Raw genomic sequence first — 15228 nt, forward strand, 5'->3', positions numbered from 1 at the left:
GATTTACTTGTAGCGGTAGACGATCCGCCCGCGGGTCAGGTCGTAGGGAGAGAGCTCCACCACGACCCGGTCGTCGGGAAGAATACGGATGTAGTGCATCCGCATCTTGCCGCTGATGTGCGCGAGGACCTGATGCCCGTTCTGGAGCTCCACCTTGAACATCGCGTTCGGCAGGGACTCGACAACAGTGCCCTCGATCTCGATGGCCCCTTGTTTTTTGGCCATACTTGAGCGCTTCACCTTCCGGGATCGGCTACCTGGACAGCCCTGTACGCATGGGTGCACCAGGACCGACGTATCACTCTACGGCACCCCACCCGAAAAGACGAATCCATGATCTTTTCCCCGGATCGGAGATCATTACGCCGCCGGATCACGCCAATGGGTCAGGGGCGGCCTGCACGCCCAGCTCGGCCAGCCGTGCCCGGCCACCGTCCGGCGCCGTCAGCACCAGCGGCCCCTCCTCGGTGAGCGCCACCGAGTGCTCCCAGTGCGCCGCCCAGCTGCCGTCGTTCGTCTTGACGGTCCACTCGTCGTCCAGCACATGCGTCTTCGCGGTCCCCAGGGACACCATCGGCTCGATCGCCAGGCACATCCCGGGCACCAGCTTCGGCCCGCGCCCGCGCCGTCGCTCCACGTAGTTGAGCACATGCGGGTCCATGTGCATCTCGGAGCCGATGCCGTGCCCGCCGTACTCCTCGACGATCCCGTACTTGCCCGAGGAGGGACGCGGCTGCCGCCGGATGTACCCCTCGATCGCCTTGGAGATGTCGACCAGCCGGCCGCCCTTGCGCACCGCCGCGATGCCCGCCCACAGGGACGCCTCGGTCACCCGGTCCAGCTCCCGCACCTCGGCGGAGTGGCCCTCGCCCACGAACACGGTCAGCGCCGCGTCCCCGTGCCAGCCGTCGACCACCGCGCCGGCGTCGATGGAGATGATGTCGCCGGACGCCAGCACCGTCCCGGGCCCCGGGATCCCGTGCACCACGACATCGTTCACCGAGGTGCAGATGTTGCCGGTGAAGCCCCCGTACCCCAGGAAGTTCGGCTTGGCGCCGTGCTCGCGCAGCGTGGCCGCCGCGATCTCGTCCAGCTCGGCCGTGGAGGCCCCGGGCACCGCCGCCGCCGCGCACCTGCGGTGGATCTCCGCCACCACCAGCCCGGCCGCGCGCATCCTGGCGATCTGCTCGGGGGTCTTGATCTCCACCATCGGGGTTTCCCTCATCTTCGGATCGGGCGGGTCGGGGCGGCCCACACCGGGCCCCTCCCACAGTACGGCCGCAGCGCCCGCCCCAAGGCGGTCGCTGCGGCCGTCACAACAGCGGGGACACGCCCCGTACGCGCCGCGCTACGCGGCGTCCGCTTCCGGCAGCGCGGCCAGCGCGCGCTGCGTGATCTCCGGCACCGGGCCCAGGGCCGCGATGGTCACCACGAGGCCCTGCTCCCGGTAGTAGCCGATGATCGGCTCGGTCTCCTGGTGATACAGCTCCAGGCGGTGCCGGACCGTGTCCTCCTGGTCGTCGTCGCGCTGGTACAGCTCGCCGCCGCACACGTCGCAGACACCGGGGACGGCCGGGGGCGCGTACTCCACGTGGAAGACGTGCCCGCTGTTCTTGCGGCACATCCGGCGCCCGGCGATCCGCTTGACCACCTCGTCCTCGGGAACCTCCAGGTCGAGCACGGCGGTGAGCTTGTGCCCGCCCTCGCCCAGCAGCTCGTCCAGCGCCTGCGCCTGGGCGATGTTGCGGGGGAAGCCGTCCAGCAGAAAACCGTCCCCGGCGTCCGGCTGAGCCAGCCGGTCCGCCGCCATCGCGATGGTCACCTCGTCCGGGACCAGACCACCCTCGCGCAGGATCTGCTGGACCTCGCGGCCCAGCTCCGTGCCCTGGCTGATGTTGTCCCTGAACAGGTTTCCGGTCGAGACGTGCGGAATGCCAAGACGTTCGGCGAGGAGCGCGGCCTGCGTGCCCTTGCCCGCGCCCGGCGGTCCGACGAGGACGATTCGCATCAGCGGAGGAACCCTTCGTAATTGCGCTGGTGGAGCTGGCTCTCGATCTGCCGCACCGTTTCCAGGCCGACACCCACGATGATCAGGATGGATGTGCCACCGAAGGGGAAGTCCTGCTGGGCGTTGAACATCACCAGTGCCACCGTCGGCACGAGCGCGATCAGACCCAGGTACATCGCCCCGGGCCACGTGATGCGGTTCAGCACATAGCTCAGGTATTCGACCGTGGGCCGGCCAGCCCGGATACCCGGGATGAAACCACCATACTTCTTCATGTTTTCGGCCACGTCTTCGGGGTTGAAGGTGATGGCCACGTAGAAGAACGCGAAGAAGACGATCAGCAGGAAGTAGGTGACGATGTAGTACGGGTGGTCACCACCGGTGAAGTACCGCTGCACCCAGTCCGCCCAGCCCCCCGCGTCCGCACCGGCGAACTGCACCAGCAGCTGCGGGATGTACAGCAGCGAGGACGCGAAGATCACCGGGATGACACCGGCCTGGTTGACCTTGAGCGGGATGTACGTGGAGGTGCCGCCGTACGAGCGACGGCCGATCATGCGCTTCGCGTACTGCACCGGGATCCGGCGCTGGGCCAGCTCCACGAAGACGACCAGGCCGACCATGGCCAGACCACAGGCCACCACGACACCGAACTCGATCCAGCCGTCCGCCAGCGTGCCGGAGAGCTTGATCTGCCACAGGGCCGACGGGAAGCCCGCCGCGATGGAGACGAACATCAGCATCGACATGCCGTTGCCGATGCCGCGGTCGGTGATCAGCTCACCCATCCACATGATCAGCGCGGTGGCCGAGGTGAGGGCGATCACCATGATCACCGTGGTGAAGATGGAGTCGGAGGGGATGATGTCACCCGCGACCGTGCAGTTGGGGAAGAGGGTGCCGGAGCGGGCGGTGGCGACCAGACCGGTCGCCTGGAGCACCGCCAGGGCCATCGTCAGATAACGCGTGTACTGGGTGATCTTGGCCTGCCCCGACTGCCCCTCCTTCTTCAGGGCCTCGAGTCGGGGGATCACGACGACAAGCAGCTGCAGAATGATGCTCGCGGTGATGTACGGCATGATGCCGAGCGCAAAGATGGTCAGCTGGAGCAGAGCGCCACCACTGAACATGTTCACCAGACCGAACAGCCCGGAACCGGCCCCGCCGGCCTGGGCCTCGTCCACACACTGCTGGACGTTCTGGAAACTGACGCCGGGAACCGGAACGTGCTGTCCGAACCGGAACAGCACCACGATGCCGAGCGTGAAGAGCAGCTTCTTGCGCAGGTCAGGCGTCCGGAACGCCCGGGCGAACGCGGTGAGCACGGTTCCTCCTGCGCCCCCCGCGGCGCGCGCGAGAGGGATGGTCTTGAAGGTCAACGGATAGAAACTGGGCACAAACTCCGCTGCCCGCCGGGCAGCGGTCGGCCCCGGTTGACGGCAACGCACGCCACCTTACCGGCGGATGCGCCAGGCCGGAACGACTGACCGGGGATGCCTCGTCTCAGGCATCCCCGGTCACTCGCACTTCATGCGGCTCAGAGAAGCTCGGTCACGGTGCCGCCGGCCGCGGTGATCTTCTCCTTGGCGGAGCCGGAAACGGCGTCAACCGTCACCGTCAGCGCCACCGAGATGTCACCGGAGCCGAGGACCTTCACCAGCTCGTTCTTCCGCACCGCGCCCTTGGCCACGAGGTCCGCGACGGTCACGTCGCCACCCTCGGGGTACAACTGCGCCAGCTTCTCCAGGTTGACGACCTGGAACTGCTTGTGGTTCGGGTTGTTGAAGCCCTTGAGCTTGGGCAGCCGCATGTACAGCGGCAGCTGCCCGCCCTCGAAGCCCGCCCGCACCTGGTACCGGGCCTTGGTGCCCTTGGTACCGCGACCGGCGGTCTTGCCCTTGGACGCCTCACCACGACCCACGCGGATCTTGGTGGTCTTGGCGCCCGGCGCGGGCCGCAGGTGGTGCAGCTTCAGCGGCGTGCCGCTGTTCTCTTCCTGCGCCATGTCAGTTGACCTCCTCGACCGTCACCAGGTGACGCACCGAGCGGAGCATGCCGCGGAACTCCGGGCGGTCGTCCTTGACGACCACGTCGTTGATCCGCTTCAGGCCCAGCGAGCGCAGCGTGTCCCGGTGGTTCTGCTTGCTGCCGATGTAGGACTTGACCTGGGTGATCTTCAGCTGCGCCATTACGCACTCACCCCGGCACGGGCCCGCAGCAGAGCGGCGGGAGCCACGTCCTCCAGCGGCAGACCACGGCGGGCGGCGATCTCCTCGGGGCGCTGCAGGCCCCGCAGAGCGGCCACCGTGGCGTGCACGATGTTGATGGGGTTCGACGAACCGAGCGACTTGCTCAGCACGTCGTGGATGCCCGCGCACTCCAGCACGGCGCGCACCGGGCCACCGGCGATCACACCGGTACCGGGGGACGCCGGCTTGAGCAGTACGACACCCGCGGCCTCCTCACCCTGGATCGGGTGCGGAATGGTGCCCTGGATACGGGGGACCTTGAAGAAGTGCTTCTTGGCCTCCTCCACACCCTTGGCGATGGCGGCCGGCACCTCCTTGGCCTTGCCGTAACCGACACCCACGGTGCCGTCACCGTCGCCCACCACGACCAGCGCGGTGAAGCTGAAGCGACGACCACCCTTCACAACCTTGGCGACGCGGTTGATCGCGACGACACGCTCGACGTACGCGGTCTTCTCGGCGGCAGCGCCACCGTCCCGACCCTTACGGTCCCGTCGCTCGCCGCCACCGGCGCCGCCACCGCGGCGCTGGGGTCCAGCCATTGGAATTACCTCTCTCGAATCAGTCGACGGAACCGGCTCAGAACTTGAGCCCCGCCTCACGGGCGGCGTCCGCGAGCGCGGCCACGCGCCCGGCGTACCTGTTGCCGCCACGGTCGAAGACCACGGCGTCGATGCCCGCGGCCTTGGCCCGCTCGGCGACCAGCGCACCGACCTTCTTGGCCTTGTCGCTCTTGTCGCCCTCGTTCCCGCGGATGGAGACATCCAGGGAGGAGGCCGACGCCAGCGTGTGACCCTCGATGTCGTCGATGACCTGGGCCACCATGTGACGGTTCGAGCGGGTCACGACCAGGCGCGGACGCGCGGCGGTGCCGGAGACCTTCTTGCGGATCCGCAGGTGACGCCGCTTGTTCGCCGTACGCTTACGGGCATCGCCCTTGGCGATCTTGATGCCGTATGCCATGGCTTACTTACCAGCCTTTCCGACCTTGCGGCGGATGACCTCGCCCGCGTACTTGACGCCCTTGGCCTTGTACGGGTCGGGCTTGCGCAGCTTGCGGATCTTCGCGGCGACCTCGCCGACCTTCTGCTTGTCGATCCCCTGAACACTGAGCTTCGTGGGCGAGTCCACCTTGAAGGTGATGCCCTCGGGAGCCTCGACCAGGATCGGGTGGCTGTAGCCGAGGGAGAACTCCAGGTTGGAGCCCTTCGCGGCCACGCGGTAACCGACACCGCTGATTTCGAGGTCCTTGCTGTACCCATCGGTCACGCCGATGATCAGGTTCGCCACCAGCGTGCGGGACAGGCCGTGCAGGGACTTGTTCCGGTTCTCGTCGTTCGGGCGGGAGACGACGATGGTGCCGTCCTCGCTCCGCTCGACATCGATAGGCGCGGCGACCGTGTGCGAGAGGGAGCCCTTGGGGCCCTTCACCGCAACCGTACGGCCGTCGATGGTGACGTCCACACCGGCGGGAACCTGGATGGGGAGCTTGCCGATACGCGACATGGCTATCCGTTCCCTTCCGTTACCAGACGTAGGCGAGGACTTCCCCACCCACGCCCTTCTTCTGAGCCTGCTGACCGGTCAGGAGACCGTTGGACGTGGAGATGATCGCCACGCCCAGGCCACCCAGCACGCGGGGCAGGTTGGTGGACTTCGCGTAGACCCGCAGGCCCGGCTTGGAGATCCGCTTGATGCCGGCGATCGAACGCTCGCGGTTCGGGCCGTACTTCAGCTCGAGCACGAGGGCCTGGCCCACGGGGGCCTCCTCGGTCTTCCAGCCGGTGATGTAGCCCTCCTGCTGGAGGATCTCCGCGATGTGGGTCTTGATCTTGCTGTGCGGCATCACGACGGTGTCGTGGTACGCCGAGTTGGCGTTCCGCAGACGAGTCAGCATGTCTGCGATGGGGTCGGTCATGGTCATGAGACGGCCTTCGGCCTCTCTCACCGGGGTTTCTCCGGGGCCGCCCCGTACGGATGTGTACGGGGCCGGCCCCAAAGACCTACGGCGTAGTAGTGATTACCAGGAGCTCTTGGTGACGCCCGGCAGTTCGCCGCGGTGCGCCATCTCGCGAAGGCACACACGGCACAGGCCGAACTTGCGGTACACGGAGTGCGGCCGTCCGCAGCGCTGGCAGCGGGTGTACCCGCGCACCGCGAACTTCGGCTTGCGCCCGGCCTTCTGGATCAGGGCCTTCTTCGCCATGGCTCACGCCTCCTTGAACGGGAAACCGAGGTGACGCAGCAGGGCGCGGCCCTCCTCGTCGGTGGTCGCCGTGGTCACCACGGTGATGTCCATGCCCCGGACCCGGTCGATCTTGTCCGGGTCGATCTCGTGGAACATGACCTGCTCGGTCAGACCGAAGGTGTAGTTACCCCGGCCGTCGAACTGCTTCGGGGACAGGCCCCGGAAGTCGCGGATGCGCGGCAGCGCCAGCGACAGCAGACGGTCCAGGAACTCCCACATCCGGTCGCCGCGCAGCGTGGTGTGCGCGCCGATCGGCTGGCCCTCACGCAGCTTGAACTGCGCGATGGACTTGCGGGCCTTGGTGACGGAAGGCTTCTGGCCGGTGATCGTGGCGAGGTCGCGGATGGCGCCCTCGATCAGCTTGGAGTCGCGGGCGGCGTCGCCCACACCCATGTTGACCACGATCTTGGTCAGGCCCGGGATCTGCATGACGTTCTCGTAGGAGAACTGCTCGTGCAGCTTGCCGGCGATCTCTTCGCGGTAGCGCGTCTTGAGACGCGGGATCGCGGTGGTGGCAGTGGCAGTCATCAGATGTCCTCACCGGTTCGCCGGGCAACGCGGATCTTGTTGCCCTCGTCGTCGAAGCGGTAGCCGACACGGGTGACGACCTTCTTGCCGTCCTTCTCCACGATGAGCTGAACATTGCTCACGTGAATCGGGGCTTCGGTCGTCACGATGCCACCGGTCTTCGACCCACGAGCCGTCTGACCGGCCTTCGTGTGCTTCTTGACCCGGTTGACACCCTCGACCAGGACCCGGTCCTCGCGGGGGAAGGCCACGATGACCTTGCCCTGCTTGCCCTTGTCCTTTCCGGTGATGACCTGGACCAGGTCGCCCTTCTTGATCTTCATCGGTTACAGCACCTCCGGCGCGAGGGAGATGATCTTCATGAACTTCTTCTCGCGCAGCTCACGGCCGACCGGGCCGAAGATACGGGTGCCGCGGGGGTCACCGTCGTTCTTCAGAATGACGGCGGCGTTCTCGTCGAAGCGGATGTACGAGCCATCCGGACGCCGGCGCTCCTTGACGGCGCGCACGATGACGGCCTTGACGACGTCACCCTTCTTCACGTTGCCACCGGGGATCGCGTCCTTGACGGTGGCGACAATGACGTCCCCGATGCCCGCGTAGCGGCGACCCGAGCCACCGAGAACGCGGATGCAAAGGATTTCCTTCGCGCCCGTGTTGTCGGCGACGCGCAGTCGCGACTCCTGCTGGATCATGGTTACTTCGCCTTCTCTAGGATCTCGACGACGCGCCACCGCTTGGTGGCGGACAGCGGCCGGGTCTCCATCAGGAGCACGCGGTCACCGATGCCTGCGGCATTCTGCTCGTCGTGCGCCTTGAGCTTGTTGGTCCGGCGGATGATCTTGCCGTAGAGCGCGTGCTTGACGCGGTCCTCAACAGCGACAACGACGGTCTTGTCCATCTTGTCGCTGACGACCAGACCCTCACGGGTCTTCCGCCGGCCGCGCTCCGCCTCGGAGGTCGGGGTCGTCTCAGTCACATTCTTCTCACTCATCAGGCGCTCTCCACCGTCTCCACCGAGGCCTCGATGCCGAGCTCGCGCTCGCGCATCAGCGTGTAGATCCGGGCGATGTCCTTGCGGACGGCCTTGAGCCGGCTGTTGTTCTCCAGCTGTCCGGTCGCCGACTGGAAGCGGAGCCGGAACAGCTCCTCCTTGGCCTCACGCAGCTTCCCAACGAGTTCCTCGTTGTTCAGCTCGCGCAGCTCCGAAACCTTGGTTCCGGTCGCCATCACGCCTCACCTGCCTCGCGCCGAACGATCCGGCACTTCATCGGAAGCTTGTGAGCAGCGCGGATCAGCGCCTCACGAGCAATCTTCTCGTTGGGGTAGGACAGCTCGAACATCACCCGTCCCGGCTTGACGTTCGCGACCCACCACTCCGGCGAACCCTTACCGGAACCCATGCGGGTCTCGGCGGGCTTCTTGGTCAGCGGGCGGTCGGGGTAGATGTTGATCCACACCTTGCCGCCACGCTTGATGTGCCGGGTCATCGAGATACGTGCGGCCTCGATCTGCCGGTTGGTGACGTACGCGGCGGTGACGGCCTGGATGCCGTACTCGCCGAATGCCACCTCGGTACCGCCCTTGGCCATACCCGAGCGCTTCGGGTGGTGCTGCTTGCGGTGCTTGACCCTGCGGGGGATCAGCATGACGGTCAGCCCTCCGTTCCGGTGCTCTCGGCAGCCGGAGCGGCAGCGGCGGGAGCCTCGGCCTTGGGAGCCTCGGCACCGGCGCTCTGCTGCTGCGGCTTGCGGCCGCGGCCACCGCGCTCGCCACGACCGCCCCGCGCGGGACGGTCGCCGGCGCCACCACCGCGCGACGGGCGGTTGCCCGCCCGGGCGGCGGCGTTCTCCGCGCGGACCTCGGCGATGTTCTTGACGTCGCCCTTGTAGATCCAGACCTTCACACCGATGCGGCCGAAGGTGGTACGGGCCTCGAAGAAGCCGTAGTCCACGTTCGCGCGCAGGGTGTGCAGGGGAACCCGGCCCTCGCGGTAGAACTCGGAGCGGGACATCTCGGCGCCGCCGAGACGGCCACCGCACTGGATCTTGATGCCCTTGGCGCCGGCCTTCATCGTGCTCTGCATCGACTTGCGCATCGCACGGCGGAAGGAGACACGGGAGGACAGCTGCTCGGCGACCGCCTGGGCCACCAGCTGGGCGTCCAGCTCGGGGTTCTTGACCTCGAGGATGTTGAACTGGATCTGCTTGCCGGTCAGCTTCTCCAGGTTGCCCCGCAGGCGGTCGGCCTCGGCGCCGCGGCGGCCGATGACGATGCCCGGGCGGGCGGTGTGGACGTCGACGCGGACCCGGTCACGGGTGCGCTCGATCTCCACCTTGGAGATGCCGGCCCGCTCCATGCCCTGGGTGAGCATGCGGCGGATGGCGACGTCTTCCTTGACGTAGTCCTTGTAAAGCTTGTCGGCGTACCAGCGCGACTTGAAGTCGGTTGTGATGCCGAGGCGGAACCCATGCGGGTTTACCTTCTGGCCCATTACCGGGTCCCTTCCTTGCTGCTGACGACCACGGTGATGTGGCTGGTCCGCTTACGGATCCGGTAGGCCCGGCCCTGAGCGCGCGGCTGGAACCGCTTCAGGGTCGGACCCTCGTCGACGTACGCCTCACTGATGTAGAGGCTGTCGATGTCCGTGTGGTCGTAGTTGTGCGCGGCGTTGGCGATGGCGCTGTCGAGCACCTTCCCCACCGGCACGCTCGCGGCCTGCGGCGCAAAGCGCAGGATCGCCTGAGCCTCCGCGGCATTGAGCCCACGGATGAGGTCCACCACCCGGCGGGCCTTCATGGGCGTGACGCGGATGTGCCGCGCACGGGCCATGGCGTCCATGGTTGTCCCTTCGGTGTCGGTCATGGTCATTCACGCCCGCCTCAGCGGCGGCGCGACTTCCGGTCGTCCTTGACGTGGCCCCGGAAGGTGCGCGTCGGCGCGAACTCGCCGAGCTTGTGGCCGACCATCGACTCGGTGACGAACACCGGGACGTGCTTGCGGCCGTCGTGCACCGCGATGGTGTGCCCCAGCATGGCCGGGATGATCATCGAGCGGCGAGACCAGGTCTTGATGACGTTCTTGGTGCCTGCTTCGTTCTGCGTGTCCACCTTCTTGATCAGGTGGTCGTCGACGAAGGGCCCCTTCTTGAGACTGCGCGGCATGTTCTCGCCAGCTCCTAGCGCTTCTTGTTCGTCTTGCGGCGGCGGACGATGTACTTGTTGCTGGCCTTCTTCGGCGAGCGCGTACGACCTTCCTTCTTGCCCCAGGGCGAAACCGGGTGGCGACCACCCGAGGTCCGGCCCTCGCCACCACCGTGGGGGTGGTCAACGGGGTTCATCACCACACCGCGGACGGTCGGGCGAACGCCCTTCCAGCGCATACGGCCGGCCTTGCCCCAGTTGATGTTCGACTGCTCGGCGTTGCCGACCTCACCAACAGTGGCGCGGCAGCGGATGTCGACCAGCCGGATCTCACCGGAGGGCATCCGCAGGTGGGCCATGCGGCCCTCCTTCGCCAGCAGCTGCACGGAGGCACCGGCGGAGCGGGCGAACTTCGCACCGCCACCGGGCTGCAGCTCGATGGCGTGGATGACCGTACCGACCGGGATGTTGCGCAGCGGCAGGTTGTTGCCGGGCTTGATGTCGGCACCGGGGCCGTTCTCAATCCGGTCACCCTGCTTGAGGTGCGCGGGGGCGATGATGTACCGCTTCTCGCCGTCCGCGTAGTGCAGGAGGGCGATACGGGCGGTGCGGTTGGGGTCGTACTCGATGTGCGCGACCTTGGCCGGCACACCGTCCTTGTCGTGCCGACGGAAGTCGATCAGGCGGTAGGCACGCTTGTGGCCGCCACCCTGGTGGCGGACGGTCACACGACCGGCGTTGTTACGGCCGCCCTTGCTGTGCAGCGGGCGGACCAGCGACTTCTCCGGCGTGGACCGCGTGATCTCGACGAAGTCGGCGACACTGGCGCCACGACGGCCCGGAGTCGTCGGCTTGTACTTGCGGATTCCCATTTCTCAGTCCTCGTCCGATATCGGACGACTCAGCCTCCGCTAGGAGACCGGGCCGCCGAAGATGTCGATGCTGTCGCCCTCGGCGAGGGTCACGATGGCGCGCTTGGTGTTCGCGCGCTTGCCGTAACCGGTGCGGGTGCGCTTGCGCTTGCCCTGCCGGTTGATCGTGTTGACCCCGGTGACCTTGACCGAGAAGACCTCTTCGACGGCCTGCTTGATCTGGGTCTTGTTGGCGCGCGGGTCGACGATGAACGTGTACTTGTTCTCATCGAGGAGCGCGTAGCTCTTCTCCGACACCACCGGCTTGATCAGAAGATCGCGGGGGTCCGAGAACTCCTTGCTGCTGACCGGGGTGGCGATCGCGTCGCTCATCAGGCGTCGCTCCCTTCGAGCTGCTTGTCGAACGTCACCTTGGCCTCGCCGGCCACGAAACGGTCGAAGGCGGCCTTGGTGAAGACGACATCGTCGGAGTCGACCACGTCGTACGTGTTCAGCTGACCCGGGTCCAGGATGTGCACCTGGGGCAGGTTGCGGGCGGCCAGCCAGCCGGCCTCGTCCGAGCGCTCGATGACCAGCAGGACCTTCTTGCGGTCGCTGATCTTGCCGAGCAGGGTCTTGACCGCCTTGGTGGAGATCAGACCCTCGGCGATCACGCCGGTCACGACGTGAATGCGCTCGTGGCGGGCCCGGTCCGAGAGGGCACCGCGCAGGGCGGCGGCCTTCATCTTCTTCGGGGTCCGCTGGCTGTAGTCGCGCGGCACGGGGCCGTGGACGACGCCACCGCCGGCGAACTGCGGCGCACGGGTCGAACCCTGGCGGGCGCGGCCGGTGCCCTTCTGGCGGTAAGGCTTCTTGCCACCGCCGCGGACTTCGCCGCGCGTCTTGGTCTTGTGCGTACCCTGTCGGGCCGCGGCCTGCTGGGCGATGACGACCTGGTGGATCAGCGGAATGCTGACCTTGGCGTCGAAGATCTCCGCGGGGAGCTCGACGGTACCGGTCTTGTCGCCGGCGGGCGAAAGAATGTCAACGGTGCTCATTGGTTACCCTCAGGCCCCCTTGGCCGCGGTGCGGACCAGGACGAGGCCGCCGTTCGGACCGGGAACCGCGCCCTTGATGAGCAGCAGACCCTTCTCCGCGTCAACGGCGTGGACGGTCAGGTTCTGGGTGGTGACCCGCTCGTTGCCCATCCGGCCCGCCATGCGCAGGCCCTTGAAGACACGACCCGGGGTGGCGCAGCCACCGATGGAGCCGGGCGAGCGGTGCTTGCGCTGCGTACCGTGCGAGGCGCCGAGACCGCCGAAGCCATGACGCTTCATGACACCGGCGAAGCCCTTGCCCTTGCTCTTGCCGGTCACATCGACCTTGACGCCGGAGTCGAACGCCTCGGCCGTGATCTCCTGGCCCAGGGTGTACTCGGCGGCGTCAGCGGTCCGCAGCTCGACCAGGTGGCGGCGCGGGGTGACATCGGCCTTGGCGAAGTGGCCCTTGAGGGGGCGGTTCACCTTGCGCGGGTCGATCTCGCCGAACGCGATCTGGACGGCCTCATAGCCGTCCCTGTCGTTGGTGCGCACCTGGGTGACGATGCAGGGTCCGGCCTTGACGACGGTCACCGGGACGACACGGTTGTTCTCGTCCCAGACCTGGGTCATGCCGAGCTTCTCGCCCAGGACACCCTTGATCTGCTTGGTCATCTCTCCCGCGCCTCTCAGAGCTTGATCTCGATGTCGACGCCGGCCGGAAGGTCCAGGCGCATCAGCGAGTCAACGGTCTTGGGGGTCGGGTCGAGGATGTCGATCAGACGCTTGTGGGTGCGCATCTCGAAGTGCTCGCGCGAGTCCTTGTACTTGTGCGGCGACTTGATGACGCAGTACACGTTCTTCTCAGTGGGCAGCGGCACCGGGCCCGCGACCGACGCACCAGTGCGGGTCACCGTCTCGACGATCTTCTTCGCCGAGTTGTCGATGACCTCGTGGTCGTAGGCCTTGAGCCGGATGCGGATCTTCTGTCCCGCCATGGCTACTTCGTAGTCCTGTCTCTATCGTTTAACGCCCTGGAACCTGGCTTCCGCGCTCCCCCGCCCCGACCCACGCGGTCGGGTGTGTCGCGCTCCTCGCGAGAATCAACCACGAAGGTTTCTCCGGGGAGGAGGGTGGGGATGACTTCCACCAGGTGCCTGGCCGGACCCCCGCCCACGCTTCCCGGAAGATCCCGGTATTTCCGCACCTCAACGGGCGCGACGAATACAGTGGGACTCGCTTCCGGTCCTCCCGGCGGGAGGCGCGCGGCATCGGCTCCGGGCCGAGCAACCTGCTCAGTGTGCCATACCGGACACTCCCCTCGCCAATCGCGCGGGGTCGCTCAACCGTCCCCGGAGGCCCGCTGTGGTATGTGCAGCCGCAGCACGACGCGTTCGGCCCACTCGGGCGGCTTCGTCAGCAGCGAGACACCCGCCATGACGGCGAACGCCAGCGGTACGGTCCAGGCGGCGGGCTGCGCCAGCAGCACGGTCAGCCAGCCGGTGTGCGGGCCGGTGAGCACGGACGCCAGCGCGGCACCGGTGGCGGCGCACACCCCGGCCACGAGCCCGGCGGCGGCACCGGGCACGGTCAGCCCGCGCCACCATATCCCCAGCACCAGCAGCGGGCAGAAGGTGGAGGCCGCCACCGCGAACGCCCAGCCGACCAGCACATTGATGTCGACCCCCTCGGCGGGCAGCGACAGGCCCACCGCGACCAGCGCCCCCGCCGCCACCGCCAGCCGCAGCCGGGGCACCGAGGAGCGCGACAGATCGTGCGAGAGCCCGCCGGCCAGGGCCATCAGCAGCCCCGAGGAGGTGGACAGGAAGGCGGCGAACGCCCCCGCCGCCACCAGCGCGGTGAGCACCGCGCCCCACTGGCCGGGCACCATGGCGCCCGGCAGCACGACGGTGACCTGGTCGGTGTGCCCCTCGGTGATCAACTCGGCCGCGAACACCCGGCCCAGCAGCCCGTACACGGCGGGGAAGAGATAGAAGAGCCCCAGCAGGACGATGACCCCCACCGCCACCCGGCGGGCGATCCGGGCGGTGGCGCTGGTGTGGAACCGCATGATCACATGCGGGAGTCCGACCGCGCCCAGCGTGGTCGCCAGCAGCACCGACCAGGTGGCGAGCAGCGGCTGGCCCGAGTTGTGGATGTCCAGCAGCGGCCGGGACCAGGTGCCGGCGTCCACCCGCAGCGCCAGCTCCCGCCCCGGCTCCCCCGCCCGTACGAGCAGCACCAGCGCGGGCACCGCGATGAAGACGAGTTTCACCACGTAGTGGAACGCCTGCACATAGGTGGCCGCCCGCATCCCGCCCACCGCGATGGAGGAGCTGACCACCACCCCGGCGAGCACCACACCCACCCAGTACGGCGTCCCGCTCACCAGGTGCAGCACCACCCCGGCACCCTTGAACTGCGGGATCAGATACAGCCACATGATCACCAGCACGATCAGGGCGCACAGTTTGCGGATGGCCCGCGAGCCCAGCCGGTAGTCGGCGAAGTCGGGCACCGTGTACGCGCCCGAGCGCCGCATCGGCCCGGCCACCAGGGCGGCGACCGCGACGTACCCGGCGGTGAAGCCGACCGCCCACCACAGCGAGCCGACGCCGTTCTTCAGCATCAGCCCGGCCAGGCCCAGCACGGAGGCGGCCGAGACGTACTCACCGGCGATCGCCATGGCGTTCCAGCCGGGGCTGATCTGCTGGGAGGCGACGAGGAAGTCGGGGGTGCTGCGGGCCGCCCGCACCCCGTACACCCCGATGATCACGCTGCTCAGGAAGAGCAGCAGGATGGCGAGCAGCGAGATCACGGCGCGCGGTCCTCGATGCGCTCGGCGGCCCGTACGTGCAGCACGGCGATCACCAGCAGCAGCGGGTAGCTGCCGCCCATGAGCACCACCCAGGACAGCGGGGCGGGCAGCAGCCACAGCAGCCCGGACAGCCCGGACAGCAGGCCGCCGAGCAGAAGCACGGTCCGCAGGGCGAGCCGCCGCTGCCGCCGGAACAGCGCGCGGGCGGCCTCGGTGTCCGCCTCGGAGTCCGGGGAGGGCAGCGGCAGCAGATGCTGGGCGGGCCGGTGCCTGCGGGCCAGGGCGACCCGGGTCTGCGGACTGGTGACCCGCACCCGGCCGCCGCCGCTCACCGGCCCTCCCCGTT

At 67.8% G+C, this 15228-nt stretch carries 27 protein-coding genes; all 27 read right to left on the reverse strand.

The window, feature by feature from the left end:
- Positions 1-3: 3 nt before the first annotated feature.
- Complete coding sequence (gene infA / locus ACTFAP_RS10640) at positions 4-225, reverse strand: translation initiation factor IF-1 (protein WP_003948620.1); 222 nt, start codon at positions 223-225, stop codon at positions 4-6.
- Between the two features lie 148 nt (positions 226-373).
- Positions 374-1210, reverse strand: a complete 837-nt coding sequence (gene map / locus ACTFAP_RS10645; protein WP_400012876.1) for a type I methionyl aminopeptidase — start codon at positions 1208-1210, stop codon at positions 374-376.
- 138 nt (positions 1211-1348) lie between these two features.
- The gene (locus tag ACTFAP_RS10650; protein WP_030736256.1) at positions 1349-2008 is read right to left on the reverse strand and encodes an adenylate kinase; all 660 of its coding nucleotides are present in this window, start codon (positions 2006-2008) and stop codon (positions 1349-1351) included.
- Positions 2008-3333, reverse strand: coding sequence for a preprotein translocase subunit SecY (gene secY / locus ACTFAP_RS10655; RefSeq protein WP_200366524.1), 1326 nt, complete (start codon positions 3331-3333; stop codon positions 2008-2010). The genes ACTFAP_RS10650 and secY overlap by 1 nt, the downstream gene beginning before the upstream one ends.
- 212 nt (positions 3334-3545) lie before the next feature.
- Positions 3546-4013 carry a 50S ribosomal protein L15 gene (rplO, locus tag ACTFAP_RS10660; RefSeq protein WP_386541065.1) on the reverse strand — a complete coding sequence of 156 codons (468 nt, stop codon included), beginning with the start codon at positions 4011-4013 and terminating at the stop codon, positions 3546-3548.
- A 1-nt stretch (position 4014) separates the two neighbouring features.
- Positions 4015-4197, reverse strand: a complete 183-nt coding sequence (gene rpmD, locus ACTFAP_RS10665; protein WP_030736265.1) for a 50S ribosomal protein L30 — start codon at positions 4195-4197, stop codon at positions 4015-4017.
- Entirely contained in the window at positions 4197-4799 is a 603-nt protein-coding gene (rpsE, locus tag ACTFAP_RS10670; protein WP_016473411.1) for a 30S ribosomal protein S5, read from the reverse strand. Before rpsE ends, rpmD begins: the two co-directional genes overlap by 1 nt.
- A 37-nt stretch (positions 4800-4836) precedes the next feature.
- Complete coding sequence (gene rplR / locus ACTFAP_RS10675; RefSeq protein WP_030736269.1) at positions 4837-5220, reverse strand: 50S ribosomal protein L18; 384 nt, start codon at positions 5218-5220, stop codon at positions 4837-4839.
- A 3-nt stretch (positions 5221-5223) separates the two neighbouring features.
- Positions 5224-5763 (reverse strand): 50S ribosomal protein L6, encoded by a 540-nt coding sequence (rplF, locus tag ACTFAP_RS10680; RefSeq protein ID WP_030736271.1) that lies wholly within the window; start codon positions 5761-5763, stop codon positions 5224-5226.
- 19 nt (positions 5764-5782) lie between these two features.
- Complete coding sequence (rpsH, locus tag ACTFAP_RS10685; RefSeq protein WP_030736273.1) at positions 5783-6181, reverse strand: 30S ribosomal protein S8; 399 nt, start codon at positions 6179-6181, stop codon at positions 5783-5785.
- Positions 6182-6277: 96 nt separating this feature from the next.
- Positions 6278-6463 (reverse strand): type Z 30S ribosomal protein S14, encoded by a 186-nt coding sequence (locus ACTFAP_RS10690; RefSeq protein ID WP_030736275.1) that lies wholly within the window; start codon positions 6461-6463, stop codon positions 6278-6280.
- Positions 6464-6466: 3 nt separating this feature from the next.
- A complete protein-coding gene (gene rplE, locus ACTFAP_RS10695) occupies positions 6467-7033 on the reverse strand; it encodes a 50S ribosomal protein L5 (protein ID WP_030736278.1) in 567 nt (188 codons plus the stop codon).
- Positions 7033-7356 carry a 50S ribosomal protein L24 gene (gene rplX, locus ACTFAP_RS10700; RefSeq protein WP_030736281.1) on the reverse strand — a complete coding sequence of 108 codons (324 nt, stop codon included), beginning with the start codon at positions 7354-7356 and terminating at the stop codon, positions 7033-7035. Before rplX ends, rplE begins: the two co-directional genes overlap by 1 nt.
- Before the next feature lie 3 nt (positions 7357-7359).
- Entirely contained in the window at positions 7360-7728 is a 369-nt protein-coding gene (rplN, locus tag ACTFAP_RS10705; RefSeq protein WP_019433424.1) for a 50S ribosomal protein L14, read from the reverse strand.
- A gap of 2 nt (positions 7729-7730) precedes the next feature.
- A complete protein-coding gene (gene rpsQ, locus ACTFAP_RS10710; protein WP_019433423.1) occupies positions 7731-8027 on the reverse strand; it encodes a 30S ribosomal protein S17 in 297 nt (98 codons plus the stop codon).
- Positions 8027-8263 (reverse strand): 50S ribosomal protein L29, encoded by a 237-nt coding sequence (rpmC, locus tag ACTFAP_RS10715; RefSeq protein ID WP_200366523.1) that lies wholly within the window; start codon positions 8261-8263, stop codon positions 8027-8029. Before rpmC ends, rpsQ begins: the two co-directional genes overlap by 1 nt.
- Positions 8263-8682 carry a 50S ribosomal protein L16 gene (gene rplP / locus ACTFAP_RS10720; protein WP_030736286.1) on the reverse strand — a complete coding sequence of 140 codons (420 nt, stop codon included), beginning with the start codon at positions 8680-8682 and terminating at the stop codon, positions 8263-8265. Before rplP ends, rpmC begins: the two co-directional genes overlap by 1 nt.
- 5 nt (positions 8683-8687) lie before the next feature.
- Positions 8688-9527, reverse strand: coding sequence for a 30S ribosomal protein S3 (gene rpsC / locus ACTFAP_RS10725; RefSeq protein WP_030736289.1), 840 nt, complete (start codon positions 9525-9527; stop codon positions 8688-8690).
- Entirely contained in the window at positions 9527-9874 is a 348-nt protein-coding gene (gene rplV, locus ACTFAP_RS10730; RefSeq protein WP_030736292.1) for a 50S ribosomal protein L22, read from the reverse strand. Before rplV ends, rpsC begins: the two co-directional genes overlap by 1 nt.
- 41 nt (positions 9875-9915) lie before the next feature.
- A complete protein-coding gene (rpsS, locus tag ACTFAP_RS10735; protein ID WP_030736295.1) occupies positions 9916-10197 on the reverse strand; it encodes a 30S ribosomal protein S19 in 282 nt (93 codons plus the stop codon).
- A 14-nt stretch (positions 10198-10211) separates the two neighbouring features.
- Positions 10212-11048 (reverse strand): 50S ribosomal protein L2, encoded by an 837-nt coding sequence (gene rplB / locus ACTFAP_RS10740; protein WP_030736298.1) that lies wholly within the window; start codon positions 11046-11048, stop codon positions 10212-10214.
- A gap of 39 nt (positions 11049-11087) precedes the next feature.
- A complete protein-coding gene (gene rplW, locus ACTFAP_RS10745) occupies positions 11088-11420 on the reverse strand; it encodes a 50S ribosomal protein L23 (protein WP_030736301.1) in 333 nt (110 codons plus the stop codon).
- Positions 11420-12085 carry a 50S ribosomal protein L4 gene (rplD, locus tag ACTFAP_RS10750; protein WP_390125883.1) on the reverse strand — a complete coding sequence of 222 codons (666 nt, stop codon included), beginning with the start codon at positions 12083-12085 and terminating at the stop codon, positions 11420-11422. Before rplD ends, rplW begins: the two co-directional genes overlap by 1 nt.
- A 9-nt stretch (positions 12086-12094) precedes the next feature.
- Positions 12095-12739, reverse strand: a complete 645-nt coding sequence (rplC, locus tag ACTFAP_RS10755; RefSeq protein WP_453855660.1) for a 50S ribosomal protein L3 — start codon at positions 12737-12739, stop codon at positions 12095-12097.
- A 14-nt stretch (positions 12740-12753) separates the two neighbouring features.
- A complete protein-coding gene (gene rpsJ, locus ACTFAP_RS10760) occupies positions 12754-13062 on the reverse strand; it encodes a 30S ribosomal protein S10 (RefSeq protein WP_016473429.1) in 309 nt (102 codons plus the stop codon).
- Positions 13063-13406: 344 nt separating this feature from the next.
- A complete protein-coding gene (locus ACTFAP_RS10765; protein WP_500468910.1) occupies positions 13407-14882 on the reverse strand; it encodes a sodium/solute symporter in 1476 nt (491 codons plus the stop codon).
- The gene (locus ACTFAP_RS10770) at positions 14879-15214 is read right to left on the reverse strand and encodes a hypothetical protein (protein ID WP_432746504.1); all 336 of its coding nucleotides are present in this window, start codon (positions 15212-15214) and stop codon (positions 14879-14881) included. Before ACTFAP_RS10770 ends, ACTFAP_RS10765 begins: the two co-directional genes overlap by 4 nt.
- Positions 15215-15228: the final 14 nt, after the last annotated feature.

It is taken from the genome of Streptomyces sp. PH9007 (assembly GCF_059813725.1).